This is a genomic window from Streptomyces sp. NPDC046557 (assembly GCF_040645975.1).
Lineage (GTDB): Bacteria > Actinomycetota > Actinomycetes > Streptomycetales > Streptomycetaceae > Streptomyces.
Genome location: NZ_JBEYZH010000031.1, coordinates 11,385 through 35,236, shown reverse-complemented (window position 1 = coordinate 35,236; position 23,852 = coordinate 11,385). Strand labels below are relative to the sequence as shown.

26 protein-coding genes and 3 pseudogenes are annotated in these 23,852 nt (G+C 69.4%); 16 read left to right on the top strand and 13 right to left on the bottom strand.

Annotation, left to right across the window (positions count from 1 at the left end; all coding sequences use genetic code 11):
- The first annotated feature begins 29 nt into the window (after window positions 1–29).
- Together ABZ934_RS30560 and ABZ934_RS30555 are read left to right on the top strand one after the other, a co-directional pair.
- Window positions 30–293: a hypothetical protein gene (locus tag ABZ934_RS30560; protein ID WP_361319308.1), complete on the top strand. Its 264-nt coding sequence runs from the start codon at window positions 30–32 to the stop codon at window positions 291–293.
- A 406-nt stretch (window positions 294–699) separates the two neighbouring features.
- Window positions 700–1,131, top strand: coding sequence for a CAP domain-containing protein (locus tag ABZ934_RS30555; RefSeq protein ID WP_361319328.1), 432 nt, complete (start codon window positions 700–702; stop codon window positions 1,129–1,131).
- Here the strand turns inward: ABZ934_RS30555 and ABZ934_RS30550 are convergent.
- Window positions 1,013–1,366 carry a DUF5958 family protein gene (locus tag ABZ934_RS30550; RefSeq protein WP_361319306.1) on the bottom strand — a complete coding sequence of 118 codons (354 nt, stop codon included), beginning with the start codon at window positions 1,364–1,366 and terminating at the stop codon, window positions 1,013–1,015. The two genes, ABZ934_RS30555 and ABZ934_RS30550, sit on opposite strands and share 119 nt — an antisense overlap.
- Before the next feature lie 641 nt (window positions 1,367–2,007).
- Window positions 2,008–2,436 carry a hypothetical protein gene (locus ABZ934_RS30545; RefSeq protein ID WP_361319304.1) on the bottom strand — a complete coding sequence of 143 codons (429 nt, stop codon included), beginning with the start codon at window positions 2,434–2,436 and terminating at the stop codon, window positions 2,008–2,010.
- A 465-nt stretch (window positions 2,437–2,901) separates the two neighbouring features.
- On the opposite strand from ABZ934_RS30545, the gene ABZ934_RS30540 reads away from it, so the two are divergent.
- The 3 genes from ABZ934_RS30540 (at window position 2,902) to ABZ934_RS30530 (ending at window position 5,769) form a co-directional block, all read left to right on the top strand.
- On the top strand, window positions 2,902–3,477 hold the full coding sequence (locus ABZ934_RS30540) for a hypothetical protein (protein WP_361319302.1): 576 nt from the start codon (window positions 2,902–2,904) through the stop codon (window positions 3,475–3,477).
- A 210-nt stretch (window positions 3,478–3,687) separates the two neighbouring features.
- On the top strand, window positions 3,688–5,100 hold the full coding sequence (lpdA, locus tag ABZ934_RS30535; RefSeq protein ID WP_361319300.1) for a dihydrolipoyl dehydrogenase: 1,413 nt from the start codon (window positions 3,688–3,690) through the stop codon (window positions 5,098–5,100).
- Between the two features lie 474 nt (window positions 5,101–5,574).
- Window positions 5,575–5,769, top strand: a complete 195-nt coding sequence (locus tag ABZ934_RS30530; protein ID WP_361319298.1) for a hypothetical protein — start codon at window positions 5,575–5,577, stop codon at window positions 5,767–5,769.
- Between the two features lie 247 nt (window positions 5,770–6,016).
- Here ABZ934_RS30530 and ABZ934_RS30525 read toward each other — a convergent pair whose 3' ends face one another.
- From ABZ934_RS30525 to ABZ934_RS30505, 5 genes and pseudogenes are all read right to left on the bottom strand, one after another.
- Complete coding sequence (locus ABZ934_RS30525; protein ID WP_361319296.1) at window positions 6,017–6,334, bottom strand: hypothetical protein; 318 nt, start codon at window positions 6,332–6,334, stop codon at window positions 6,017–6,019.
- Window positions 6,335–6,820: 486 nt separating this feature from the next.
- Window positions 6,821–7,675, bottom strand: coding sequence for an NmrA family NAD(P)-binding protein (locus ABZ934_RS30520; RefSeq protein ID WP_361319294.1), 855 nt, complete (start codon window positions 7,673–7,675; stop codon window positions 6,821–6,823).
- Window positions 7,676–7,788: 113 nt separating this feature from the next.
- Entirely contained in the window at window positions 7,789–8,253 is a 465-nt protein-coding gene (locus ABZ934_RS30515) for a hypothetical protein (protein ID WP_361319292.1), read from the bottom strand.
- 146 nt (window positions 8,254–8,399) lie between these two features.
- On the bottom strand, window positions 8,400–8,918 hold the full coding sequence (locus ABZ934_RS30510; protein ID WP_361319290.1) for a MarR family transcriptional regulator: 519 nt from the start codon (window positions 8,916–8,918) through the stop codon (window positions 8,400–8,402).
- Between the two features lie 117 nt (window positions 8,919–9,035).
- A pseudogene (locus tag ABZ934_RS30505) lies at window positions 9,036–9,553 on the bottom strand (IS5 family transposase); the annotation flags it as partial.
- Window positions 9,554–9,811: 258 nt separating this feature from the next.
- Here ABZ934_RS30505 and ABZ934_RS30500 point away from each other — a divergent pair.
- Window positions 9,812–10,399, top strand: coding sequence for a hypothetical protein (locus tag ABZ934_RS30500; RefSeq protein ID WP_361319288.1), 588 nt, complete (start codon window positions 9,812–9,814; stop codon window positions 10,397–10,399).
- 69 nt (window positions 10,400–10,468) lie between these two features.
- On the opposite strand, the gene ABZ934_RS30495 is transcribed toward ABZ934_RS30500, so the two are convergent.
- Window positions 10,469–11,008: a YrhB domain-containing protein gene (locus tag ABZ934_RS30495; protein ID WP_361319286.1), complete on the bottom strand. Its 540-nt coding sequence runs from the start codon at window positions 11,006–11,008 to the stop codon at window positions 10,469–10,471.
- A 350-nt stretch (window positions 11,009–11,358) separates the two neighbouring features.
- Here ABZ934_RS30495 and ABZ934_RS30490 point away from each other — a divergent pair, with 350 nt between their 5' ends.
- A complete protein-coding gene (locus tag ABZ934_RS30490; RefSeq protein WP_361319284.1) occupies window positions 11,359–11,754 on the top strand; it encodes a hypothetical protein in 396 nt (131 codons plus the stop codon).
- 36 nt (window positions 11,755–11,790) lie between these two features.
- Here ABZ934_RS30490 and ABZ934_RS30485 read toward each other — a convergent pair whose 3' ends face one another.
- Window positions 11,791–12,069 carry a hypothetical protein gene (locus tag ABZ934_RS30485; RefSeq protein WP_361319282.1) on the bottom strand — a complete coding sequence of 93 codons (279 nt, stop codon included), beginning with the start codon at window positions 12,067–12,069 and terminating at the stop codon, window positions 11,791–11,793.
- A 15-nt stretch (window positions 12,070–12,084) separates the two neighbouring features.
- Window positions 12,085–12,519 carry a tyrosine-type recombinase/integrase gene (locus ABZ934_RS30480; protein WP_361319280.1) on the bottom strand — a complete coding sequence of 145 codons (435 nt, stop codon included), beginning with the start codon at window positions 12,517–12,519 and terminating at the stop codon, window positions 12,085–12,087.
- Between ABZ934_RS30480 and ABZ934_RS30475 the strand changes: the two genes are divergently transcribed.
- Window positions 12,502–13,521 (top strand): Ku protein, encoded by a 1,020-nt coding sequence (locus ABZ934_RS30475; protein ID WP_361319278.1) that lies wholly within the window; start codon window positions 12,502–12,504, stop codon window positions 13,519–13,521. The genes ABZ934_RS30480 and ABZ934_RS30475 overlap by 18 nt on opposite strands.
- A 139-nt stretch (window positions 13,522–13,660) precedes the next feature.
- Here ABZ934_RS30475 and ABZ934_RS30470 read toward each other — a convergent pair whose 3' ends face one another.
- Together ABZ934_RS30470 and ABZ934_RS30465 are read right to left on the bottom strand one after the other, a co-directional pair.
- Window positions 13,661–13,876, bottom strand: a complete 216-nt coding sequence (locus ABZ934_RS30470) for a transposase (RefSeq protein ID WP_361319276.1) — start codon at window positions 13,874–13,876, stop codon at window positions 13,661–13,663.
- Between the two features lie 458 nt (window positions 13,877–14,334).
- The gene (locus ABZ934_RS30465; protein ID WP_361319275.1) at window positions 14,335–15,270 is read right to left on the bottom strand and encodes a hypothetical protein; all 936 of its coding nucleotides are present in this window, start codon (window positions 15,268–15,270) and stop codon (window positions 14,335–14,337) included.
- 225 nt (window positions 15,271–15,495) lie between these two features.
- Between ABZ934_RS30465 and ABZ934_RS30460 the strand changes: the two genes are divergently transcribed.
- Window positions 15,496–15,867, top strand: coding sequence for a hypothetical protein (locus tag ABZ934_RS30460; protein ID WP_361319274.1), 372 nt, complete (start codon window positions 15,496–15,498; stop codon window positions 15,865–15,867).
- A gap of 154 nt (window positions 15,868–16,021) precedes the next feature.
- Here ABZ934_RS30460 and ABZ934_RS30455 read toward each other — a convergent pair.
- Window positions 16,022–16,208: pseudogene (locus ABZ934_RS30455) on the bottom strand (gamma carbonic anhydrase family protein); the annotation flags it as partial.
- A 600-nt stretch (window positions 16,209–16,808) separates the two neighbouring features.
- On the opposite strand from ABZ934_RS30455, the gene ABZ934_RS30450 reads away from it, so the two are divergent.
- The 7 genes and pseudogenes from ABZ934_RS30450 to ABZ934_RS30420 form a co-directional block, all read left to right on the top strand.
- Window positions 16,809–17,744: an SDR family oxidoreductase gene (locus ABZ934_RS30450; RefSeq protein WP_361319272.1), complete on the top strand. Its 936-nt coding sequence runs from the start codon at window positions 16,809–16,811 to the stop codon at window positions 17,742–17,744.
- A 348-nt stretch (window positions 17,745–18,092) separates the two neighbouring features.
- Window positions 18,093–18,278, top strand: a complete 186-nt coding sequence (locus tag ABZ934_RS30445) for a hypothetical protein (protein ID WP_361319270.1) — start codon at window positions 18,093–18,095, stop codon at window positions 18,276–18,278.
- A 186-nt stretch (window positions 18,279–18,464) separates the two neighbouring features.
- Window positions 18,465–19,070: a hypothetical protein gene (locus tag ABZ934_RS30440; protein ID WP_361319268.1), complete on the top strand. Its 606-nt coding sequence runs from the start codon at window positions 18,465–18,467 to the stop codon at window positions 19,068–19,070.
- Window positions 19,070–19,750, top strand: coding sequence for an ATP-binding cassette domain-containing protein (locus ABZ934_RS30435; protein ID WP_361319266.1), 681 nt, complete (start codon window positions 19,070–19,072; stop codon window positions 19,748–19,750). The genes ABZ934_RS30440 and ABZ934_RS30435 overlap by 1 nt, the downstream gene beginning before the upstream one ends.
- A complete protein-coding gene (locus tag ABZ934_RS30430; RefSeq protein ID WP_361319264.1) occupies window positions 19,747–20,457 on the top strand; it encodes an ABC transporter ATP-binding protein in 711 nt (236 codons plus the stop codon). The genes ABZ934_RS30435 and ABZ934_RS30430 overlap by 4 nt, the downstream gene beginning before the upstream one ends.
- Window positions 20,454–23,111, top strand: a complete 2,658-nt coding sequence (locus ABZ934_RS30425) for an FtsX-like permease family protein (protein ID WP_361319262.1) — start codon at window positions 20,454–20,456, stop codon at window positions 23,109–23,111. The genes ABZ934_RS30430 and ABZ934_RS30425 overlap by 4 nt, the downstream gene beginning before the upstream one ends.
- Window positions 23,108–23,530, top strand: a pseudogene (locus ABZ934_RS30420) (hypothetical protein); the annotation flags it as partial. The gene ABZ934_RS30425 and the pseudogene ABZ934_RS30420, both read left to right, overlap by 4 nt.
- Between the last annotated feature and the right edge of the window lie 322 nt (window positions 23,531–23,852).

The following is a 23,852-nucleotide window of genomic DNA, read 5'->3' as shown; positions in this document are numbered from 1 at the left end:
CTGCATACAGCACCCATCTGAAGGGCACGGTGGAGAACCTCAACCGGTGCGCGGACCGCATGCTCTTCGCGGTCCTGCCCGACTACACCCTCACGCACAAGCCCTGGGCCGTCAAGAAGAAGCCCGACCCCGACGAGCCGGTGCCGCTGACCTTCGCCGAGTTCACCGCCGAGGTCCTGCACTGGGCACGGTGGGGGAACTCCGAGCACCGCCCCGCCGACCTCGCCGGCCGGGTACCGCGAACACGGCACCGCCCCGGCGTGGACCCTTGCCGCGGCCTGGATCATTGGTGAGCCACTGCCCGCTCGCCCGGTCCAGGGCGGTCGCGTGCCGCGGCGCGGGGAGGGTCCCGTGCTGCTCGTAGTAGGCCCGCGCGGCGGCGAGTTTTCCGCGAAGCGTTCCGGGACGCTGGCCCATTCGTATTCCCGAAGGGCCGTTCCTCCCCCGGCAGCGGCCGGACCGGCCTCCGATGGCGACCGGGTGGTCCGGATGGCAGCCTGGAAAAGACGTCGAAGCGAAAGCGACTGGTCGCCTCACCCAAGTGCTCGAAACCACTGTTCGTCGCGGGAGGTGTACCTCGTGAATTGCACTGCTTCACGGACCCGGAGGCTCATCGGTCCGGCCGTTGCCGCCATCCTGGCGGCCACGCTGGTACCCGCTGCCGCGTCCTCGGACGCAGCTGCCCAGCCCGGGGATGTTGTGGGCTTGATCAACGCGCAGCGTACGCAGCGCGGGCTTCCGGCGCTAACCGTCAACGCCGCCCTGAACACCGCGGCCCGGCAGCATGCCGCTGCGGCCGTGCAGCTGAAGTGGTGGGGGCCGGGCCAGGACTCGCACACCAACCCACAGACGGGCTCGACACCGCAGAGCCGCATCATGGGGGCTGGCTACTGCCCGAACCCCCGGTCGTGGCAGGTCGCTGAGATCACGTACACCGGCTGGGGCACCTCGGGCACGCCGAGCGCCGCCGTCAGATGGTGGATGAACAGCCCGGGACACCGCGCGAACATCCTCAACGGGACGCTGCGCGAAATCGGCAGCGCGGCGTTGGCCGGCTCCGCGGACCGGGCCGGAGCCGGCGCGAGCGGCGCCGCGACCTACGTGGTGACGTTCGGGCGGTGCCAGCGGTGACGTCCTGCTCCCACGGCAGTCCTCTGACAAATCCGGTTGTGAATGCGTGGTGTGCTGGCAGCGGCTGCTTGGCTGTGGCTGACAGGTTGTGCCATGGGTGTCCGCAGGTGCCTTTGCAGGACGTCTCCCTGCGCCGTGTGTCGGCGACGGCGAACACGGAGACGAGGACGCGGAAGGCCTTGGCTGCTTGCCCGCGACAAGATCGAGGTGCTCGTGGCCATGCCGGCGGCCTCACTGGTCGTGCACGGCGGGCCGGGCACCGTACATCCCGGTTCCGGCTCGATGACCAGCACCTGGTCCTGGCCGACGATGCGGAGGGGGAGGACCGGTTGTCCGGCTGGTCCAGCGATGATGACGCCGATGCGCTGGCCGCCCTGACGGCGGGGGAGTCCCGGGCTTCGGTGGGCCGGCTGACCGCGCCGGGTACGGCCCCGTTGGCGGTGCTCGGCCAGACGCGGGTGGTCGAGCGGTTCCGATCGGGGGCGGGCGGCCTGCGGGGCGCGGCCGCGGAGGGTTCGGTGCGGCGGCGTGATCGGGCACGGGGTGACGTACGCCGGCCCGGGAGAGAACTGCGTCTGCGCGCGGCACGACCGCGGCGGCCTCGTGCCCGTGGGCTGGTGCCCGGAGCACGGGACGCAGGCCTCGCCGGTCATGGAGTGGCACCCGGAGACGGCATCCGTTGCATGGAGCTGACCCGTGGGCGTACCGACGCCAGGACGGCCGCCGCTCCTTTCAGTCGAGCGATGAACGGAGCCGATGCGCCGACGCCTCCTTCACCGACCCCCGGCTCTGCGCGGCCATCGTCGACCGCCTGACCGCCTGACCGCCTGACCGGCCTGACGGCCTGGCTACCACTCGCGTGCGAGCCGAACATGGTCAGGCCGGCTGACGAGACACGGCCGCAGAGGCCGTCGCCTGCTGCCGATTGAGCTTCTCCAAGACGCGGTCGCGGAGGAGCTCGTACTCCTCACGGAGCCTGCGCCATTCGGTCAGGGGCGGGCGGGGAATCACGATGCCTTCGGTGACGATCTCCTCCGGCCCGAACTGTTCGCGGGTGAGGTCGATCTCGATGCCCATGCCCAGGCGGTTCCACCAGTGGTAGTCCACACGTTCTCCGTTGACGTGGACCTCTCCCCGGATCAACTCGCCTCCCAGCAGGTCATTGAGCACCATGGCGGTCACTCCGCACTGGTCCCGGGCCGGGTTGTCCTTGGTCCAGCGCGATCGGAACTCAGGAGTGCACGTCTCGGTACTCCAGCTGCTGCGAACGGCTCGTTCGACGTCGGTGAGAAGCAACGGTGTCATGCCGGCGATCCTGCCAGCAGGCACTGACAACGGCCGGACGCCAGCAGACACGGCAACCGCTGCTGCTTCAAAACTGGGTTCTGGCACAGATCTCGGGGAGTCGTCGCGGAGTGTTACTGACGCAGGATCATCGGGCGGAGCCGATGACCTCATCGCCGAACTCGACAATCCGCCCGACTGGCTGCAGGACTTCACGACAGATCTCGCCGCCAAGTACTCCATCGGCCGGGCTTGCACGCTGATCACTTCCCTCGGGAGGCTTCTTCGGGACGGCCAGCCCAACCTCCCCCAGTCCGTACTCGAACGCTCCGCCGCCCGGGCCGCTCGATGGGCTCCCTCGCCCGTGCTTTGGAGACCTTCTTTCACCAGTCGCGGTCTGGCCATGGCCACCGACCAGGCCGAGCGGCTCGCGGCCGGCCGCCGACAACGCCGCATCCTTGCGGTCCCCGACCCCCTGCATCCGCGGTGGAGGCTTTCGCCGACTTCGTGATCCGTTCGCGTGAGCGATCTCGGCGTGCCGGAACGCTGCTTCGCAGCGATGCCACCAACGAAACCGCACTTGCCATCGTGCGTGATCTCTCCGTGTTCCTCGCCGGTGAGCGCGGCAAGCGGGACTGGGCACTGACCGAAGTGCAAGGATTCGACCCCCGCTTGGTGACGGACTTCGCGGCTCTGCTGGGGATCGACGTCTCCGAACTGGCCGCACTGACGGGCGTTCTTCTGCGCGAGGTGCCACGGTCTCCGGGCCCGGAGACCGTGGATGCTGCGGCCCTGCTGTGGGAGGTGCGCCGGTTGTCCGCCACCCAGGCACGACATGTCTCCGAGCCGGCGCGCGCTCCATACGTGAGAACTCCCGCGACGGGTACCTCATCAACCGTCCTGGATCGTTGTGAATGGGTGGTGTGGTGGCAGGGCTTGGTTGTAGTGGGTGACCGTGTTCGCGTACGGCGGTGGCGGCAACAGCTGGGGCGCGCACACCCATACGAGTACAAGCTGTTCGCCGACCGTCACTACGCCTACAGCTACCGGCTGCGCCGCTGAGGCGCGTCACGCGGGCGATGGCCGTCTCGCGTAGGCCGACGGCGACGGAGTAGTAGCCGCACCTGGGAAGGGGCTCGACGGAGCCGTAGCGGACGGGCCCCTTCCCACTGCGATCTCGGACACACCGCATGATCTCTGTGGCGGCGGGCGCGGCGGAGCGGAACAATCCACCACGGAACGGGTAACGCAACCGAGGAAGAGGAACGCCCCATGGTGGAGCAGGACGAGCGCTTCGATGTCGTCGTACTCGGCGCCGGCCCCGGCGGCTATGTCGCCGCAGTGCGCGCCGCCCAGCTGGGAAAACGCGTCGCCGTCGTGGAGGAGAAGTACTGGGGCGGCGTCTGCCTGAACGTGGGCTGCATCCCGACCAAGGCCCTCCTGCGCAACGCCGAACTCGCGCACATCTTCACCCGTGAGGCGAAGACGTTCGGGATCAAGGTCGACGGACAGGTCTCCTTCGACTACGGCGAGGCCTACCGTCGCAGCCGCAAGGTCGCCGACGGCCGCGTCAAGGGAGTCCACTTCCTGATGAAGAAGAACAAGATCACCGAGTACGACGGCCGCGGAACCTTCCTCGACCCGCACACGCTCCAGGTGACCGATTACGACGGGGAGACCCGCACCATCGGTTTCGAGCACTGCGTCATCGCCACCGGCGCCACGCCCCGGCTGTTGCCCGGCACCAAGCGCAGCGCCCGGGTGGTGACGTACGAGGAGCAGATCCTCGCCGAGGAGCTGCCGCAGTCCATCGTCATCGCGGGGGCCGGCGCGATCGGCATCGAGTTCGCCTACGTCCTGCACAACTACGGCGTGAAGGTCACCATCGTCGAGTTCCTGGACCGGATGGCGCCGCTGGAGGACGCCGAGGTCTCCGCCGAACTGGCCAAGCAGTACCGGCGACTGGGCATCGACGTGCTCACCTCGACCCGTGTCGAGTCCATCGACGAGTCCGGCCCGCAGGTCCGGGTCACGGTCACCGGCAAGGACGGCTCCCAGCAGGTCCTTGAGGCCGACAAGGTCCTCCAGGCCATCGGCTTCGCCCCGAACGTCACCGGGTACGGCCTGGAGAACACCGGCGTGACGGTCACCGAGCGCGGCGCCGTCGACGTGGACGGTCGCTGCCGCACCTCCGTCCCGCACATCTACGCCATCGGCGACGTCACCGCCAAGCTGATGCTCGCGCACGCGGCCGAGTCCATGGGAATCATCGCCGCCGAGACCCTCGCCGGCGCGGAAACCATGGAACTCGACTACGCAATGATTCCGCGCGCCACCTTCTGTCAGCCCCAGATCGCCAGCTTCGGCTACACCGAGGCCCAGGCCCGCGACCTCGGACACGACGTCAGGGTCGCCAAGTTCCCCTTCACCGCCAACGGCAAGTCGCACGGTCTCGGTGACACCACCGGTTTCGTCAAGCTGATCAGCGACGCCAGGTACGGCGAGCTGCTCGGCGGCCACCTCATCGGCCCCGATGTCACCGAGCTGCTGCCCGAGCTGACCCTGGCCCAGCAGTGGGACCTCACCGTGCACGAGGTCGCCCGCAACGTCCACGCCCACCCCACCCTGAGCGAGGCCGTCAAGGAGGCCGTGCACGGCCTTGCCGGACATATGATCAACATGTGAGGCGCCGGGGACGGGACCGTTCACCCGGACGGCCGGGCGCGGGTCGCGGGGCCCGGCGCCGATGGTTCGGCGGACGGCGTCGGCTGACCGAGGGTCGCCGTCTGAATGTTGAGAGGCCCACTCCATCAGGGGGTGGGCCTTCCCGGCCCGAGGACCGCGGCAGAACAGGCGGCTCCGACCCGGTCGAGCGGCAGGGGCAGGGATAACAAGTCACCTTCCCGGGCCGGGGAGGGACGCCCAGGACTTCGCGCTTCCGCAGCCGTTCCAGCTCGTCCACGTTTCCGGGGCTGTGCAGGGGAGGGGCGGTGATGTCGGTCTCGGCCGCGCGGACACGATGGCCGGGGGCCTCGGGTGCCTGGGCTGCGTGGTCGTGCTGCGGCTGTGGGCCATGACCCAGGGGCCGGCGCGGACTGTTCATGGACATGATCGTACGGATCACTCCCGGCGCCGGAGATTGTCGTTGATGATGTCCAGGTGATTGACCGCACCAGTGCTCTGATCTCGGCCGGCGGCGTGCTTGTCAGCATGCTGCTGCTCGGCGTTGCCGTTCGCGAGTACCTCTCCGGGGCATCGGCTCTTTGGATCGCGGCCGGAGCCGCGCTCGTCCTCATCACCGTGTACACGCTTGTACGGGATGTGCGACGACTGCGCACCGCGCGGACGAGCTGACAGGACGCCGGTCCTCGTCTCATCCGTGATGACCAGAGCGCAGCGAATACGGGTCGTGGGGGCCCGGCTCGGGCGGAAGGGTCCGGCCGGACCCGGACAGGCCCCCTGCCGTCCTACCGGACCCGGTCGATGCCGAGGGTGGCCGGGCGTTCGTGCTGCTGGTCGGTGAGGGCGGGCTGCAGCCGCTGGGTGAGCGGTCGGCAGGGCCGGGCGCAATTGTTGCGGCGACAGCCCGTCGAGGCCGCTGTTACAGGATTCCCAGCGAGCCGCTGCTGCCGCCGCCGAGGAAACCGCCGAGGAGGCCGCCGCCGTTTCCGCCGTTGCCGCCGCCGAGGAGGCCGCCGAGGATGCCGTTGCTGCCGCGGCTGGGGCCGTTGCTGAAGACGCCGTTGTTGTTGTGGGTGCTGAGGAGGTCGTCGACGACGCGTTCGACGACGCCGTCGGAGGGGGCCGCGATGCGGGCGCCGGGGTTGGTGGGTGCCGCCGCTGCGGTGGTGACGGTGAGACCGAGGATGCAGACGGTCGTGAGGGTGGTGGCGAGGGTGTGCTTGGCAGTGTTGTTCATGCCGTTCCAACGATCTTTCCTCTGCCGGAGACACTCCGGCTTACCGAGGATGCCCCCATACGGGCAGGCCCGGAGGTGCAGACAAACGCCGTGCGGGCGCAGTGCGTCTTGGTCCAGCGGTTGTACCGGAGGGCCGGCGCCATCTGACGGTGGCACCGGCACCCCGGGCCGCCCGGCGGTTCCTCAGCGGACGCTCGCCCAGCGCAGGAAGGCGAGCGCAGCGAGTACGGCGCTGCTGCGGGCCCGGCACCGAGAGCAATGAGATCAGGGCCTTGGTACTGGTGGACTCTCGTAATCAACTGTCACCAGTTCCCCACGGAACCCAACCGGCCGGTGACCGTGTGTGATCTCCAGCGGGGTATCGGCTCCACGTGTGCCCGGCCGGGCGGAGATTCACCCGCTTCGCCCACGCCGAGCCGATGACTGATCATCTGCCTTGTGCGGCGGGACGGTTCGCAGTTTCGTGACCAGGCTTGAGGCGGCGTCTTATCGGCGGAAGTGGGCGTGGTGTTCGTGCAGGAAGGCGTCGAGGGTGCGGGGCGGGCGGCCGAGGATGTCGATGACGGTGGTGGTGGGGGTTTCGGGTCGGGTAATGGCGAGTTGCTGGATCTCCGTCACGTGGTCGGCGAGCCAGGTGGGCATGTGGGCGTTGTGGATGAGGTTGTCGCGCAGTTCGTCCGGGGTGAGGTCGACGTAGCGGATCAGATCCCCGGTCAGGGTGGTCAGTCGTGAAGCGAGTTCGGGGTAGGAGACGGTTTCGGGTCCGGTCAGGGTGTAGGTGCCGCCGGCGATGTCGGGCCTGGTGAGGGCGGCGGCGACGACGTCGCCGATGTCGCGGCAGTCGATGTAGTTGCAGGGTGCGTCGCCCGTCGTGCCGAGAATGACGCCCTGGGCGACGGTGGGGGCCAGGCGCAGGAGGTTCTGCATGAACGCGTAGGGGCGCAGGATGGTGTGGGTGAGGCCGCTCGCGCGCAGGTGTTCCTCGACAGCGTGGTGTCCGCGGGAGATGGCGACCGGGGATTCGGGTTCGGCGGCGGGTGCGGAAATCTTGACGATGTGTCCGATGCTGGTGTGGGCGGCGATGTCGATGACGCGGGTTTCGAGTTCGACCTGTGCGGGGCTGTTGGCCATGGTGAGGAAGAGCTGGCTGGCGCCCTTGAAGGCGGTGCGCAGGGAGTGGGGGTCGGTGGCGTCGGCGTACTGAACCTCGACGGGCGGTTGGTGTGCGCCGGTTATGCCGGGGATCGGTCTGTGCGGGGTGCGGGTCAGTGCGCGGACGGGTGTGCCGAGTGTGAGGAGGCTGTGGAGCAGGGCGTTCCCGGTTGCTCCGGTCGCTCCCATGACAACGATCATCGTGTGCTCATTCTTTGGTGACTTCCCGGCGGCGGGTGCTGCCGGGGTGGGCTCGGTCGGGCCTGGGCTCGTGGGGCGGGTGGGCCTGGTGCCAGGGTGGGCTATGTCGGGGATGCCGTGGTGGTGCTGCGCCAGCGCAGGGTGACGATGGTGGTGGCGAGGGCTGCGGAGAGGGGCAGGTCGATGCGCAGCCGCTCCAGCCACGGGATGGCGGGGATCGTGGTGTGGGCGGGCAGCCATTGGGCGGCGAACCATCCCAGCAGGGCCGCCGCGCCGGCGGTAGTGATGACGAGTGCGGCGGTCAAGGCGAGGCGCGGAGTGGTGGTGGTCCACCGTCGGGGCTGCCCGCCGTGCCGCAGCCAGGTGCCGACCAGGAACGCCACCACGGCGGAGGTGCCGGCGATGGAGGTGCAGGCGGCCACGGCCAGGTTCTGCTGCCCGGTGACGACTCCGGCGGTACCGGCCATCAACGCGGGGGCGGCGTAGGCGGTCAGCACCTCGCGCCACAGGGCGAACGGCCGGGAGGCTGCCCGGTTTCGACTGGTTCTGTCCTTCGTTGTAGGCATGCTGGCTTCTTTCTCGTTCGTGTGAGGGAAGCGAAGGGTTGCGGCGGGGGCGTCAGGCTTACTCCGCCAATATAATTAGGCAGCTAACTATTGCCCCGTGAAAAGAGCCCTACCCGAGGGCGGGGCCAAATCAACTGAGAGCCGGGTCAGTCAGCGGCCAGGACCGCACTGCCGCGTACGACGCGGGCGAGCAGATCCAAGAACACCGCGCGCTCCTCGACCGAAAGCCCACCCACCATCGCCTCCAGCCGCCCGAAGTGCTCGGACGCCATGTCGCGCAGGCGCTGCGCCCCGCGCGCGGTCAGGACGGCCACCGTGCCCCGTCCGTCCTCCGTGGACGGGCGGCGGGCGATCAGGCCCTCGCGCTCAAGGCCATCCAGCAGGCCGGTGACCGTGGCCCTGGAGACATCGAGGTCGACAGCAAGGCGCGAGGGAGACTTCTCCCCGCCGTGGTCTTCGAGGTCGGCGAGCAGGCGGTAGCGCCCCGTCGACAGGCCGAACCTGGCAAAGTGCGCCTCGGCCGCCCGGCCGACCCTCGCGCCCGCCGAGATCAGCCGCACCGCGACCAGCACCGCCTGCGGATCGACCTCCAGGCCGTAGTGCTCGACCTGCCGCCTGGCCTGATCCAGCGTGGGCGCCTCACCATCGATGCCATCCCTCGTCATGCAGATAATATGGCGGCTAACCACTTGGGCTGTCAAGACACCCCGAGCTCCCGCCGTGGTACTTGTTGCTGGTGGGCTCTCCTATTCAACTGGCGCCGGTTCCCCGAAGACCGTGTCCTATGTGGTGAGGCGGATGAGTCGTTTGTAGCAGCAGAGGGCGGCGGCGAGGCCGAGAAAGGCCAGGTAGTGGCGGGGGTTTCGTTCGTGGCGGTGGTTGAGTCGGCGGTAGCCGGGTCAGCCAGGACATGGTCCGCTCAATCACTCACCGGCGTCGCCCGAGTCGCCCTGATGACTCGACGCCCTTGCGGGCGATGCGTACGCCGATCCGCTTGCCGCGAAGCCATTTCCGCAGGTGAGGATGTCGTAAGCCTTGTCGGCATGCAGGCGTTGGGGTTTGAAGTGGCGGCCGCGGTGGGGGTCGTGTCTCGTTTGGTGACCGCGCACCATGGGCTTCAGCGCTTGGATGTCGTGGGTGTTGGCGGCCGAGAGGCCGACGAGGAGGGGCAGTCCTGCCGCGTCCGACAGGACGTGCATTTTCGAGCCGGGCTTGCCCCGGTCCACGGGGCTCGGACCTGTGAGTTCGCCCCCTTTTTGGCCCTGGCGTGGGCGGAGTCGAGGACGGCTTGGGAGAGGTCGAGGTGGCTGCCTCCCAGCCGCGATCTCGAACTCGTCGATCAGCCCGGTGAGTGGTGCTCCGTCGATGTGGGGGACGACCACGAGCGGACCGCCGTAGGAGCAGCGGACGCAGGCTTATCCGAACTAGCCCAGACGGCCCGGATCGCAGTCGAGTTGCTCAAAGTAGTGGGCGCCAATCTCGGTGCCCGGGAGAGTTCGGGCGTGTCGCGCCGCGAACTCCGGCCTGGTCGACCTTCATCCCGTCCCGGGACGGGAGAATGCAGCACATGGATGACGCGTTCACACTCCTTCGGCAGGCCGTCGACCTGCTGCCTGAGGACGCAGTAGCCGAGAACGGCCAGACGGTCGGGGATGTGCGTGAGGACATCTGGCGCCAGGAGTGGGAGATGGTGCTCGGCGTTCTCATCGAGATCGGGGATATCCACCCCGTGTCCATGGACTTCTGGCAGCTCCTCGCCGAGGCTGCTCGGCAGATGATGCTCGACCGCAGCCGCCGCTGGTGCGAGTGGCGGGGCTGGGAAGTCCGGCACGGCACCGTGCGGGCCACCCTGAGCCTGGTGGGTGCGGAGGAGGGCCGACGCCGGACTGCCTTTTCCGGAGACGGACAGCTCCGGCCGATGTGGGACATCGGCAACCGCACCGCCGACGGGGAGCGAGAACTGAACATCGCCCGGCTATGGGTGGAGTATGAGCTCGGCCCGGGAGAAACCGCCGACGTTCGGCTTGCTCCTCTGAGCCCTGAGCAGTGGAGGCATCTGAAGTGCGGTGCTGTGATCACCATGCACGAAGCCCGACCTGTTGCCGGAACGGCCACCGTGATCGAGGTCCTGCCACCGCGTGCCTGAACTCATCTCGTGGTGACGGGTGCGCGGTCCGGCACGGCCTCTCCGGACCACGGGTTGGTTGCCCGGGTTTCAGCGCTCAGTGCTCTGCCCGGAGCGGATTGTGCGCACGGCGAGAATTGGATCAAGAGCGGGGACGAGGGCCCTGGTGGCAGCGTCCACAAGTCGAGGTGGTGCGGGGCCGGTCTGCAGGGCAGTCACGTATTCGATGACTTCGCCGTGTGCCAGTTCTGGAACGAGCTGTCGCAGCAGGTGCATGGCGATGATCCGTCCCTGGGCCACCGCGGTCTGGCGGATCTCGTCGTGCAAGTCGTCCACGGAGGTCCGGGTGACCATCTTCCGGATACGGCTGCGGTAGTCGACCTCCCAGGCGCCGGTGACGTAGGAGACCGGTCGGATCTGGTGCAGGCCACCGTCGACGAGGTCGACCAGGTAGGGCCCGTTGCCACCCAGCATGTGGCTCAAGTCCCCAGTGCGCAGGTACTCCGCGCTTTGGTAGTAGACGATCCAGACGAGTTCGTGTTCCTCGGTCCCGGACACCACCAGCTGTCCTGAGTATCGGCGGTCCAGGTCTTCCTGGGCCGCCCGGACGGCGAACTCGCGATCGATCATGCCTGGCAGCATCTCGCACGCTGCCGCACGTGGACAGCAGTTTTCGCTCCGCTCGTCCGGCGGGCATCGCCCGCAGCCTGGTCATCCTTGAAAACTGTCTGAGTTTTAGCTGGGTGGGACCAGTAGTGTTCCAGCGTGACGAAGCCGGATGGGATGAAGTTGGGGATCGAAGCAGCGCGCCTTCTCGCTCTTGCGGACTGCTGCGAGATAGCTCCGGGGCTGAGCGAGATGGAGCTCCAGCGTATTGAGCAGGAGTACGGCTTCGAGTTTGCCGACGACCACCGGGCCTTCCTGGCGTCGGGTCTACCGGTCAGCCAGCCGCCCGAAGAGGGGGACACGTGGGAGAACCCGTGGCCGGACTGGCGCGCCACGGCGACCCCCAAGGGCTCCGAGAGCGACTTGAGTGGCCCGTGGAGGGCATCGCCCTGTCAGTCCGACGCGGCTACTGGCATCCGACCTGGGGGCAACGGCCGGAGGATGCCGACGAGGCCCTTCAGCAAGCCCAGGGGCTGCTTGCCCGGGTCCCCAACCTCGTCCCCGTCTACGGACATCGGTTCCTGCCTGCCGGCCACGGCTCCCACGGCCACCCCGTTCTCTCAGTGTGGAGCACCGACATCATCTGTTACGGCGCTGACCTCGTCGACTACGTGAACCACGAGTTCGACGATTTCGACGCCCACACCCCAGACGATTGGCGACCGCGGGCGACCGTCTCGTTCTGGCAGGACTTCCTGCCGAAAACTTGATCGCCCGGCGGCATCCGTCTGGATCGCGCGGTCGACTCACAACGGGCCTGCCGAGGTCGGTGGGGCTTCGGGTTCTCCGCTGCTTCGTCCGGCGTTCCGGCGGAAGTCGGGCATGCCCAGGTGGATGGTGGACGGCTGGGCCGCACGTTCGCGCATGGCCTCCAGCTTCTGCGCTGCGGCGGCCATGGTGGTCTCGATGGCGGCCACCTCGCCGAGCCAGCCCTCCTTCCTGGCCTCTTGGAGCCGGTCGACGAGGTTGGCGTGGATCTCCTGGAGGCGTGGCATCTGGGCCGGGTCCACCAGCAGTAGGGACATCTGACACAGGCGTTTTCATGCTGGCACGGGGTCGCGTAGTCGCGGCCGCAGGTCCCCAGGGCGACCTTGCGCAGTTCGAAGTGGGCCAGGAACTCGTCCCACTCGGTGGCAGTGAGCTCGCGGTACTCCTCGCTGGGCCGCTCGGTTTCGCGGCGGGCGGTGAAGGCCCGGTGATGGGAGATCACGTCCTCCGGGTAGATCGCGGCATACCCCCATGGTCGTGTCCAAAGCGGCGTGGCCGCAGATCTTCGCAGCGATGTGTGGGGGCAGTCCGAAGCGAATGGCGTCGGTCACGAAGATCCTTCTGAAGTCGTGAGGTCGCCATTCGAGCGGGTCACCGGCCACGGTGATCTGGGCGGACTGCGAGGTCGCGAGCAGGCACTCGCGGATGTAGCTGCGGGTCAGCGGCCGATCCTCGGTGCCGTACCGGCGTTGGAACAGGAACGGCATGGGCGGGCTCCAGGTCTGCTCGAACACGCCGTAGGCCGACACCAGCGGCAGGGCGGCGTTCCCGGCCCGGACCCGGAAGATGACCGCGGTCAGTACCTCCCCCAGCTCCGGGGAGACCAGCAGCAGACGCTCCGCATCGGTCTTGGACGGGGCAAAGGATTTCCGGCGACGGAGTCGCATTCGATTTCGCTCCACCAGTTCCACACCGCGGCCGGGGGGCGGATCCGTTACCGCAAGGTGTGTGAGGCCGATGGCCGGGAGTTGGATCAGTCGGAGATCATCCGAGGGGACGAGACAGCCACCGGCACCCTGATCCCCGTCACCGACGAGGACCTGGACGCGCTGCCCCTGCCGACGGCGAAAGCCATTGAGAGCGTGGCGTTCGTGCCGGCCGAGAGCATCGACCCGATCCGGATCGGCGCGAGCTACTATCTGGCCGCCGAGGGCGTCGCCGCCAAACCGTACGAGCTGCTGCGCCAAGCGCTGGAGCGCGGCAGCAAGGTCGCGGTCGCCAAGTTCGCGATGCGCGACCGTGAGCGGCTGGGCGTGCTGAGGGTGCTGGACGATGTGATCGTTTTGCACGGGATGCGGTGGCCGGACGAGATCCGGGACCCCGGGCAAGTCGAGGTCCCGGACGTGGAGGTACCCGAGGAGGAGGTGGACGCCGCGGTCGCGCTCGCGGACACCCTCTCGGGCCGGGACATCAGCGAGATGCATGACGCGTACCACCACGCGCTGGAGAAGCTGATCGAGGCCAAGGCCGCCGGCACCCGACCCGAACCCGTCGAGACTCACGCACCGGCCCCGGCGGAGGTGGTGGACCTGATGGCGATGCTGGAGAAGTCCGTCAGCGAGGCCAAGGCCTCCCGCAGCGGCGACCGTGACGCCACCGTCCACGACCTGCCCACCGCGAAATCCGGAAAGAAGACGGCGGCCAAGAAGATCACCGCCAAGACCACGACGGCGAAGAAGACGACCGGCCGCAAGCCCCGCAGCGCCTGAAAGCCCCTGCTGCTCGATGCCTATGTGAGCCATGGAGTGTTCCAGTCGTCTGCGCACGTTTGCCCGTGTTTGTGGGGCGTTCGGCGTCGGCGGCGCGGGGGAGGGGGCGGCCGGTGACGAGGAGGGGGAGAATCTTCTGTCAGGTGCCGTCGGTGTTCCACAGGCGCAGGCGCTCCGCGCAGCGGTGCCAGGGTCCGTAGCGGGTGGGCAGGTCGCGCCGGCGTCGGCCGCCTCTTTGTTCCCACAGGATGCCGTTGACGATGGCCCGGGGGCCTACCCCGCCGGGCCCGCAGCGGGGCAGAAGGGCGCAGACCGCGTCCCATTCCCGGTCATTGAGGTCGTCGGATTGGTTCATACCGCTTTAGCGGTTTTCCTTCCTGCCGGGCACGTCCCGGCCAGCCGCCGGCCCGACTCGCAGCCAGACGGGTGCGGAACCGGTTCTGCTGCGGCTCGTGCAAAAGGCTGGGATGCACACCCCTCCCCAGGCGCCCCGAGCTCCGGGCGGGGCCCTCGTGCTGACACCTGACAGGTGCCGCCCCTGCCAGGCCTGGCACGGGGGGCGGCGTCACCGCGCGCGGCGGTGTTGGTTCAGGCGTCAGAACCCGCACGCCTGGCCTGGTGGCCGGTCGCCACCGGTGGCTCCTCCCGAGTGGCCGCGCGGTAGCCACAATTTGTGTGACTGGCGCCGGGTGTGGGGGTGGCCGCGGTTGGTCTCGGGTGCAGCCCGTCCCGATGGGGCGTGTGCGGGTCGGGCCCGGTGCCTGCGTTCGCTGGGGGTAGTACCACCGGGCCGCCCCAAGGCTGTTGGGCTGGTCAGGCGCGGTTTGCCCCGCTTCCCTCCCCTGCTCGCCGCCCGAGGGTCCGCATCATCGCCGCGCCTGCCACCACAGCGCACAGATGGACCGCCACCACGACGGTGGGGCTCTCCGGCGGTGTGACATCGGCTGGATCCGTCAAGGCTACGTACAGCATGAGGGGCAGCTTCCAGGCGCTCCACGCGAACAGTGAGCCCGACCCGACCCACCCGAACGCGAGTGGGAGCCAGCGCGGCCACCGGGCAGGACGTGCCCCGGCGACCACCCAGATGGCGGCCGCTCCGGCGAGTGCCCAGAACCCCCAAACAGCTGCCAAAACGTACCAGTCGGTGTTCCGCTCGGCCGGGTGGGCAATTCCCACCGTGCCGCCGACCGCCCAGTAGATCCAAACCAGTCCGACCGCGGCACCGACTACAGCTGCCCACGGCCGCGCCATACGCGGCCCGTCACCGACGCGCCCGATGAACGCGTCCGGCCAGCGGCGCCGCAGATACACCGGGACCGCGAGAGCCAACCCCAGCCCCATCCCCACGAAGCTGAACTGGACCAGCACCCCCTCCCAGACCGGCATGGCCGGATCGTCGCCGCCCCCACCCTCCTGCGAGCCGCCACCCAGGAGCGCACTGAACAGAACGAAAGGCAGCACCGAGACGAGGAACCCCGATCCCACCCAGGAACAGAACGCGACCAGCGCCCCCGGTATCCGCATCCCCCACGGCCGCACCAAAGCGAGCGCCAAAGCGATCCCGATCACCGCCATACCGACCGTGACGGTGTTGAGCACCACCCACTCCGCCAAGCCGAACCCATCACCGATCGGCAGCACGCCCATCAACGCGCCGACCACCCACGAGACTTTGATCAGCAAGTACGGCGACATCGCCAGAGCCGCCCCATACGCCGCGCGCGGCCCGATCCGATCCCAGCGCTCCACCCAAACTCCCCTTCATTCAGCAGAAACCCAGCCTCCGGCCTTACCCGCCCGGCCACATCCCCCGCCGGACGCATCCGCCTCCCCCACCCGGGGGAGGCGACGGGCGGCAACTGAGTACCGAAAGACCACCACGACGCGAGGAGCCAAGCCGATTACGAGAAGAGGGTGTTGCCTATCCGGCCGGAGCGGGGAGAGACTGCTTGCGAGCCGAGAGTAGGTGCGCCCGTGGCAGCAGCCGAACCGGAGCACGTCGCCTGGTTGTCCGAGAGGCAGCTGGCCCGAGCCTGGCCGACCATCCGGGCGACCTGCCTGGACGCCACCGCGAATGCCAACGGAGTCCGCAAAAACCTCTATGTATCGCACTCCACTTGGGGCGAGAGCAAGTGGCGCACGTACCACCCCGCGGACGTCGCCCGGGTGGCCGGAGCCATCGCCGACGGCACCGCGGAGCTCCGGCCGCACTGGCGGAACGACACCCCCGAGGCCAAGCTGCTCGATCAGCGCCTTCGCAGGAAGAACCTGCCCGGTGACATCGGGTGCGCCCTGCTCGTCGCCGTTCCGTTGGCGATCATCGTCATTCTACTGATCATCTCCTAGAACGGCTCCGGATCGTCTTCGCCCTCCTACTGGCACTGACCCACAAAGAGTCCGCTCAGTCGAGATCCGCTTCGCCGCCCTCCGCGAACAGCTCCGAGTGCGCCTGGGCGAGCAGCAGATATCGCCGTTAGCCTTGATGCCCAGGCGCTCCCGCCTCCGTCAGCTCGCGCCTGACCTTGGCCGGGACGCCCGCCACCAGCGAACCGGGCGGGATCTGCATGCCCTGCGCCACCACCGCGCCGGCCGCTTCAGCGAACCAGCGCCCACCCGCGCGCCGTTGAGCCCAGGGCGCCCACCCCGACCAGCACGCCGTCCTCGATCGTGCAGCCGTACAGCGCCGCCGCCCCAGGCGAGCTACCTCGCCACTCTCGCGATCAGCCGGTTCGACCTCTGGGGATCTCGGGCAAGCCGCTCGGCGCGCTGCTGCACACTCGGCTGTTCACCGCCACCAAGCCCGAGCCCGACGCCCCGGTTCTCCGGCCTCCGCCTGACGGATCCGCGATCCTGGCGGCAGCTCCAAGCCACCAACGAGGTGCACACACGGTAGGACCCGCCGCCGATAGCGGCCGACCGAACTCCCGCGCGTTCTGCCGGCCCAGCTGCCTCAGCTACTGGCGGACGCACTTAGTAAAACATGTGTTCGAATATCGGCGCGAGGTGCTCGTATGATCTGGCCTCGGGGTGTTGTGGCTGCGCGCTTCAAATGGCGGATGAGCGTGTGAGCTGGCGGGTTGGGCGTCGGAGGTGGCGGGCAGGGTAGCGATTGGGCCTGGTGAGACCGTTTTGTTGCTGTGAGGCATCGGCTTGGTCACTTCTGTGGCATCCGTGAGACGGGCGAAAAAATGCGACACAGGAGTCTCGGGTTCTGGATCGAGCATGGTGTCACCGGTCGGCGTCGATGACGGACGTAGACCAAGCCGTGTGGATAGATAAGGAACTCAATGGGATCAATGCCCGACACATCGGCACCGGACCTCCACGGAAAGATCGCGCTGGTCGCGGGGGCCACGCGGGGAGCCGGGCGCGGCATCGCCGTCCAGCTCGGCGCGGCGGGGGCGACGGTCTACGTCACCGGCCGCACGACGCGGGAACGGCGCTCGGAGTACGACCGGCCCGAGACGATCGAGGAGACCGCGGAGCTCGTCACCGCCGCCGGCGGAACCGGCATCGCGGTGCCGACCGACCACTTGGTGCCCGAGCAGGTCAGTGCACTGGCCGAGGGCATCGACGCCGAGCAGGGGCGGCTCGACGTGCTGGTCAACGATGTCTGGGGCGGAGAGCAGCTGTTCGCGTTCGACAAGCCGGTGTGGGAACACGACCTCGACAACGGACTGCGGCTGCTCCGGCTGGGCGTGGAGACCCACGCGATCACCAGCCACTTCGTGCTGCCGCTGCTCGTGCGTCAACCGGGCGGGCTCGTGATCGAGATGACCGACGGGACGTCCGCATACAACGGAATGCACTACCGCAACTCGTACTTCTACGACCTGGTCAAGAACTGCGTGTTGCGCATGGCGTTCGTGCTCGCATACGAGATGAAGCCGCATGGCGGGACGGCGGTGGCGCTCACCCCGGGCTGGTTGCGTTCGGAGATGATGCTCGACACGTTCGGCGTCACCGAGAACAACTGGCGCGACGCGCTGGCCACAGTGCCGCATTTCTGCATTTCGGAGAGCCCGTCGTACGTCGGACGCGCGGTCGCGGCGCTGGCCGGCGATGCCGACGTCGTGCGCTGGAACGGCCAGTCGCTGTCCAGCGGGCAACTCGCACAGGAATACGGCTTCACCGACCTCGACGGCTCGCGCCCGGACTGCTGGCGTTACCTGGTCGAGGTCGACAACGCCGGCAAGCCGGCGGACGCGACCGGGTATCGGTGACGGGCACCCCTCAAGGGCCGGGCGTTAACAGCAGTAGCAGCTCAACGTCCCGGCCCGGGAGCGGGCTATCGGTCGGTCCGGGCGGCTGGGCGCGGTGTCACGACTCGTCGCCGAAACCTTCCCCTCGGCACCCCTGCTGCGACCCTTCGATCCCGCAGCAAGATCGCGGCTCGGGGCGAGGCGTACGCAATTGCTGCGGCAGAGTCGGAAGGGGTGTACGGGTGGCAATCGAACAGGAGGCCGCGGCGGAGCATGGGGGCGCGATCCGGCTGCCGCGCGCCCGGGTCGTGCCGCTGTCCGCCACCTCCGACGCTCAGCCCCGCCGGCCGGCTCACGGACGCCAAGGCCTTGTATGACCGCCCCGAGGTGGAGTTCTGGACCCCGTCCAACCTCTGGGCCCGCGACCGCTCCTGGGTCCTGTGTACGGATCACGACTTGTGGGCAACCAAGGTCGCCGGCCCGGCGCCGCTCGTCGAGGCCCTCCTCAACGACTCGGAGATCGAGGCCGCCGTACGACTGCCCTGGGCTCCCTGATCCGACCGCCCGACTTGGGATGGCGGCGGTCGCCCAATTCTCCCCACCTCGGCCAGTTCGGCGTGAGGCAGATGTCGGGGGTGCGGATTTGCCGTCGTCTAACCGTGCTCGGCCCGGGTTTTTACCTGCTGCTGCCTAGCGTCGCGGGTAGGGCAGTTCGCCTTACTCCTGAAGGGCGCCACGATCATGCGACGCACACTTGTTCTCTCCCTTGCCGGTCTCGCGCTGACCGCAGGCGTGGTGGCGGGATGCGGCAGCGGCAGTACTTCCGCACCGCCCAACGGCGCCACGACCACCAGTACGAAGCCGGTGCCCGCGGAATCCAACCCTGCCGGTGACATCCCCGACAACCAGGCTTATGTCGCCTACCAGCCCGCCCAGGGGGGGTTCACGGTCAAGGTGCCCGAGGGATGGTCCCGCACCGAGAGCGGCAACGCGGTCAACTTCACCGACAAGCTGAACCGGATCGAGATCGACTCCGCCAGCGCCGCCACAGCCCCCACCGTGCAGTCAGTGAACTCCACCGTGGTCCCTGTCCTGCAACAGCAGGTGCCCAAGTTCGCGATGGGCAAGGCGACTGTCGTTTCCCGGCCGGCCGGGCAGGCCGTCCTGCTCACCTACCGGGGTGACAGTGCGCCCGATGCGGTGACCGGCAAGATCGTTCACTCCGCGTTCGAGCGGTACAGCTTCTTCCAGGGCGGCCGGCAGGTCGATCTGACGCTGTCCGGGCCGGTCGGCGCCGACAACGTGGACCCGTGGCGCATCGTCACCGAATCCTTCAGGTGGCAGTGATGACACCTACCCAGCCGGGCACCGACGCGCTGAGAGCGCGGGATCTGTACCGGTTCTACCGGGCGGGCGAGGAGGAGACTCTCGCCCTGCGCGGGGTCGCCCTCGAGGTGCGGCGCGGCGAGAGTGTCGCGGTGATCGGGCCGTCCGGGTCGGGCAAGTCCACGCTGCTGTCCTGCCTGGCCGGGCTGGACGAACCCGATGGCGGCACCGTCCACGTCGGCGGCGAGCGCATCAGCCACCGCCCCGAGGCAGAGCGGGCCCGCGTCCGCGCCCGCCGCATCGGTGTCCTTCTGCAGTCCGGGAACCTCATCGCCCATCTGGACATCGGCGCCAACATCCGCCTCGCCCGCACCGCAGCATCCGGAGCCGGCAAGCAGTCCATCTCGGAGCTGCTGGAGCAGGTCGGGCTCGAACACCGGGCCCGCGCCCTTCCCCAGGAGCTCGCCGGAGGTGAACTCGCCCGCGCGGGCCTGGCCGTCGCCCTGGCCAACGACCCGGACATCCTCCTCGCCGATGAGCCGACCGGTGAACTGGACGGCGTCACCGAGCAGCGGATCCTGGCGCTGCTGCGCGAGCGCGCGCAGGCGGGCGGCGGGGTGCTGCTCGTCACCCACAGCCCCGAAGCCGTCAAGATCGCCGACCGGGTCATCACCCTCCGTGACGGAAGGATCGGGTCATGATCACCGAACGAGAGGTGCTCGTCTGCTGCCAGGACGTCGCCCGCACCTACAGCTCGGGGCCCGCCGCGGTCGTCGCGGTGCACGGTGCGACCTGCCAGGTCCGCGCCGGAGACCGGATCGCGATCACCGGACCATCGGGTTCCGGGAAGTCGACCCTGCTGCACTTGATGGCCGCACTCGAGGAGCCCACCACCGGCGAGGTGACCTGGCCCGGCCTGGCCGAAGGGCCGGTGGCGGCACAGGTCGGGGTCGTCTTCCAGGGACCCAGTCTCATCCCCGCGCTGGACGTGGCGGAGAACGCCGCACTGCCCCTGGTCCTGGCCGGTATCCCGGAGGAACGGGCCCGCCGCCGGGCCCTGGACGCCCTCGCCCTGGTCGCAGCCGGCGACCTGGCGGACAAGCTGCCCGAGGAGCTCTCCGGTGGCCAGGCCCAGCGGGTGGCCATCGCCCGCGTACTGGCTCTGGCTCCCCGCCTGGTCTTGGCGGATGAACCCACCGGACAGCTCGACCGCGCCACCGGCCAGCACATCATCGACATCCTCCTGGCGACCGCCGACTCGATCGGCGCTGCCCTTGTGGTCACCACACACGACCCCACCGTCGCCCGCCGCCTCGCCGAGCAGTGGGCCATGCACGAAGGCCGTCTGCAACCCGCACCCGGTACCCGCCGGCGGAGCGCGCCGGCGCCCCAGGGAGACATGTCATGATCATCACCTGGATCGGGGGACTGCTCCGCCGACGCACCGGACGGCTGATCGCCACCGCGTTCGGCATCGCCCTCGCCGTCGCCCTCGTGGCATCCCTCGGCTCGTTCCTGACCGCGTCGAAGTCGACCATGACCAGCCGGGCGGTGCGCTCGGTCGCGGTGGACTGGCAGGTCCAGGTCCAGCAGGGCACCGACCCCGCCGCGGTCCTGAGCGCCGTACGGGCCGCGAGCGGCACCAAGAGCGCCGAGAGCGTCGGCTTCGCCCGCAGCACCGGCTTCCAGGCCACCGTCGCCGGCAGCACCCAGAGCACCGGCCCTGGCGTCGTCCTCGGCCTGCCCGACACCTACCGGGCGACGTTCCCCCTCGAGATCCGGCAGCTGACCGGCGCCTCCTCCGGTGTCCTGATCGCCCAGCAGACCGCCGCGAACCTACACGTGGCCGCCGGGGACACGGTCACCATCACCCTGCCCGGCACCGGGCCGGCGAAGGTGACGGTGGCCGGGGTGGTCGACCTTCCGCAGGCCGACTCCCTGTTCCAGAAGGTCGGCGCGCCGCCCCAGTCCCAGCCCGCCGCTCCGCCCGACAACGTCATCCTGCTCCCCTCGGACCTGTTCGACACGCTGGCCGCACCAGTCCGGGCCGTCGACCCGGCCGCCGTCACCACCCAGATCCACACCGCCCGAAACGCACCCCTTCCCCTCGACCCCGCGGCCGCCTACACCTCGGTCACCGCCGCAGCCCGCAACCTGGAGGCCCGCACCTCCGGCGGAGCTGTCGTCGGCGACAACCTCGGCGCCGCACTCGACGCCGCCCGCAAGGACGCCCTGTACGCCCAGATCCTCTTCCTGTTCCTTGGCGTCCCCGGCGCTGTGCTCGCAGCCCTCCTGACCGCTGCCGTGGCCGGAGCGGGCGCCGACCGCAGGCGCCGCGAGCAGGCCTTGCTCCGTACCCGAGGCCTGCGGCCCGGCCAGGTCACCGCGATGGCTGGTGCGGAGGCGGCCGTGGTCGGCGTCGCAGGCGGTCTCCTCGGGGTGGGCATCGCCGCCCTGGCCGGCCAAGCCGCGTTCGGAACCGCCTCGTTCGGCGCTAGCACCACTTCGGCCGCCCTCTGGTTCGCCCTCGCCCTCATCATGGGCCTGGTCGTCGCCGCTGCCGCGGTCCTGGTGCCCGCGCTGCGCGACTTGCGCACCGGCACGGTCGCCGCCGCCCGCAAGGTCGTCGGACGCGCCCGCTCCCCGCGGTGGATGCGCTTCGGCGTGGACTTCATCCTCCTCGCCGCCTCCCTCCTCATCTTCCGCGCATCCAGCGGCAACCAGTACGCGCTGGTCCTGGCCCCGGAAGGAGTGGCGAGCATCTCCGTGTCGTACTGGGCCTTCCTCGGACCGGCGCTGCTCTGGATCGGCGCAGCCCTGCTGCTGTGGCGCCTGGCCACCCTGGTCCTGGCCCACGGACGCAGGCTCCTGGCACGCCTTGCCCGCCCCCTGACAGGAACCCTCGCCGCCACCACGGCGGCGAGCATGTCCCGCCGGCGCCGCCCGCTGGCCCGCGCCATCGTCCTCCTCGCCCTCGCGGTGTCCTTCGCGGCCTCAACCGCCACCTTCAACGCCACCTACAAGCAGCAGGCCGAAGTCGACGCCCAGCTCACCAACGGCGCCGACGTCACGGTCACCCAGTCCCCAGGCGTCAGCGTCGGCCCCGACGCCGGAAGCGCCCTCAAGGTCCCCGGCGTACGGCACGTCGAGCCCCTCCAACACCGCTTCGCCTACATCGGCGCCGACCTCCAGGACCTCTACGGAGTCCAGCCCGCCACCATCACCGCCGCCACCTCCCTTCAGGACGCCTACTTCGCCGGCGGCACCGCCAAGAGCCTCATGAACAAGCTGGCCGCCCGCCCCGACTCCCTCCTGGTCAGCCAGGAGACCGTCAAGGACTTCCAGCTCACCCCCGGCGACACCGTGAACCTGCGCCTGCAGGACAGCCGCACCAAGGCCCTGACCAGCGTTCGGTTCCACTACGCGGGCATCGCCAAGGAGTTCCCCACCGCCCCCAAGGACAGCTTCTTCGTCGCCAACGCCGCATACATCGCCAAGAGCACCGGAAGCAACGCGGTCGGCGCGTTCCTCATCGACACCGGCGCCACCCACCAGAAGAGCGTCGCCGCGACACTGCGCGGGCAGGTGGGCACCGCGGCAACGGTCACCGACGTCACCCAGAGCCGCTCCAAGGTCGGCTCCAGCCTCACCTCGGTCGACCTCGCCGGACTCACCCGCATCGAACTCGGCTTCGCCGTCCTGCTCGCCGCCGCCTCCGGCGGCATCGTCCTCGCCCTGGGCCTGGCCGAGCGCCGGCGCACCTTCGCCATCACCACCGTCCTCGGTGCCACCCGCCGCCAGCTGCGCGGACTGGTCCTCAGCGAAGCGGCCGTCATGACCGCCGGCGGCCTGGCCGGCGGCGCGTTCATCGGCTGGGCCCTGTCCCAGATGCTCGTCAAGGTCCTCACCGGCGTCTTCGACCCACCCCCGGCCGCCATCGCCGTACCCTGGGCCTACCTCGCCCTCACCGCCCTGGCAGCCGTCGTCGCGATCGCCGCCGCGGCCCTGAACTCCGCCCGCGGCTCCTCCCGTCCGGCCGTCGAAGAACTCCGCGAACTGTGACGACCGGCCCCCAAACGACCGGGGCGGGCACCGCTATCCCCCCCCCAGCGGCGCCGCCCCGGCCCCTCCGCGCCGCCACCAGTGGCGTCGGCCGCCCTCGCACCGGACGGCCCCTACGCTACGAGCCATGCGCACGCCCGCACCCCGGGAGGGACCCACGTCTTGGTCGTCGAGGGCGACGACACAATCGGCCGGCACCTCGATGCCGGCCTGCGCGGCAACGGCTACCGCACCACCTGGTGCCGCACCGGCCCCAGCGCACTGGCCGAAGCCCGCACCGGCGGCTACACGTCGCTTTCCTGGACCTCGGCCTGCCCGACGCCGACGGCATCGACCTCGCCCGCACTCTGCGCGGGCAATTCCCCGGCCTGCTCATCGTCATCCTCACCGCCCGCGGCAATGAGATCGACGTCATCGCCGGCCTCGACGCCGGAGCCGACGACTACCTCATCAAACCCTTCACCCTCACCGTGCTCCCGGCCCCCCTCCGCACCCACCTGCGCCGCCAGGCTGCCGCCCCCGAAGAACCAGAAGGCCCCCTCCGCATCGGCGACCTCACCGTGGACACCACCGCACGACACTGCCGCACTCCACGGATCCCTCACCGGCGGACACCGGCCGTTCACCGGCCCACGGCGCAAAGGCACCGGCGCCGGAACCGGTCACGGACGGCACCGACACTCTCACGACGGTCCGCCACCCTAGACGTGACGATGCGCCCACAAGAAGCGGGCCTCACCG

Excerpts from the sequence above, each read along its gene's own strand:
- ABZ934_RS30545 (WP_361319304.1), bottom strand. The coding sequence starts at position 2,436 with ATGACACCGTTGCTTCTCACCGACGTCGAACGAGCCGTTCGCAGCAGC.
- lpdA (WP_361319300.1), top strand. The coding sequence starts at position 3,688 with ATGGTGGAGCAGGACGAGCGCTTCGATGTCGTCGTACTCGGCGCCGGC.
- ABZ934_RS30525 (WP_361319296.1), bottom strand. The coding sequence starts at position 6,334 with ATGAACAACACTGCCAAGCACACCCTCGCCACCACCCTCACGACCGTC.
- ABZ934_RS30520 (WP_361319294.1), bottom strand. The coding sequence starts at position 7,675 with ATGGGAGCGACCGGAGCAACCGGGAACGCCCTGCTCCACAGCCTCCTC.
- ABZ934_RS30515 (WP_361319292.1), bottom strand. The coding sequence starts at position 8,253 with ATGCCTACAACGAAGGACAGAACCAGTCGAAACCGGGCAGCCTCCCGG.
- ABZ934_RS30510 (WP_361319290.1), bottom strand. The coding sequence starts at position 8,918 with ATGACGAGGGATGGCATCGATGGTGAGGCGCCCACGCTGGATCAGGCC.
- ABZ934_RS30500 (WP_361319288.1), top strand. The coding sequence starts at position 9,812 with ATGCAGCACATGGATGACGCGTTCACACTCCTTCGGCAGGCCGTCGAC.
- ABZ934_RS30495 (WP_361319286.1), bottom strand. The coding sequence starts at position 11,008 with ATGATCGATCGCGAGTTCGCCGTCCGGGCGGCCCAGGAAGACCTGGAC.
- ABZ934_RS30485 (WP_361319282.1), bottom strand. The coding sequence starts at position 12,069 with ATGTCCCTACTGCTGGTGGACCCGGCCCAGATGCCACGCCTCCAGGAG.
- ABZ934_RS30480 (WP_361319280.1), bottom strand. The coding sequence starts at position 12,519 with ATGCCGTTCCTGTTCCAACGCCGGTACGGCACCGAGGATCGGCCGCTG.
- ABZ934_RS30470 (WP_361319276.1), bottom strand. The coding sequence starts at position 13,876 with ATGAACCAATCCGACGACCTCAATGACCGGGAATGGGACGCGGTCTGC.
- ABZ934_RS30450 (WP_361319272.1), top strand. The coding sequence starts at position 16,809 with ATGGGATCAATGCCCGACACATCGGCACCGGACCTCCACGGAAAGATC.
- ABZ934_RS30440 (WP_361319268.1), top strand. The coding sequence starts at position 18,465 with ATGCGACGCACACTTGTTCTCTCCCTTGCCGGTCTCGCGCTGACCGCA.
- ABZ934_RS30435 (WP_361319266.1), top strand. The coding sequence starts at position 19,070 with ATGACACCTACCCAGCCGGGCACCGACGCGCTGAGAGCGCGGGATCTG.
- ABZ934_RS30430 (WP_361319264.1), top strand. The coding sequence starts at position 19,747 with ATGATCACCGAACGAGAGGTGCTCGTCTGCTGCCAGGACGTCGCCCGC.
- ABZ934_RS30425 (WP_361319262.1), top strand. The coding sequence starts at position 20,454 with ATGATCATCACCTGGATCGGGGGACTGCTCCGCCGACGCACCGGACGG.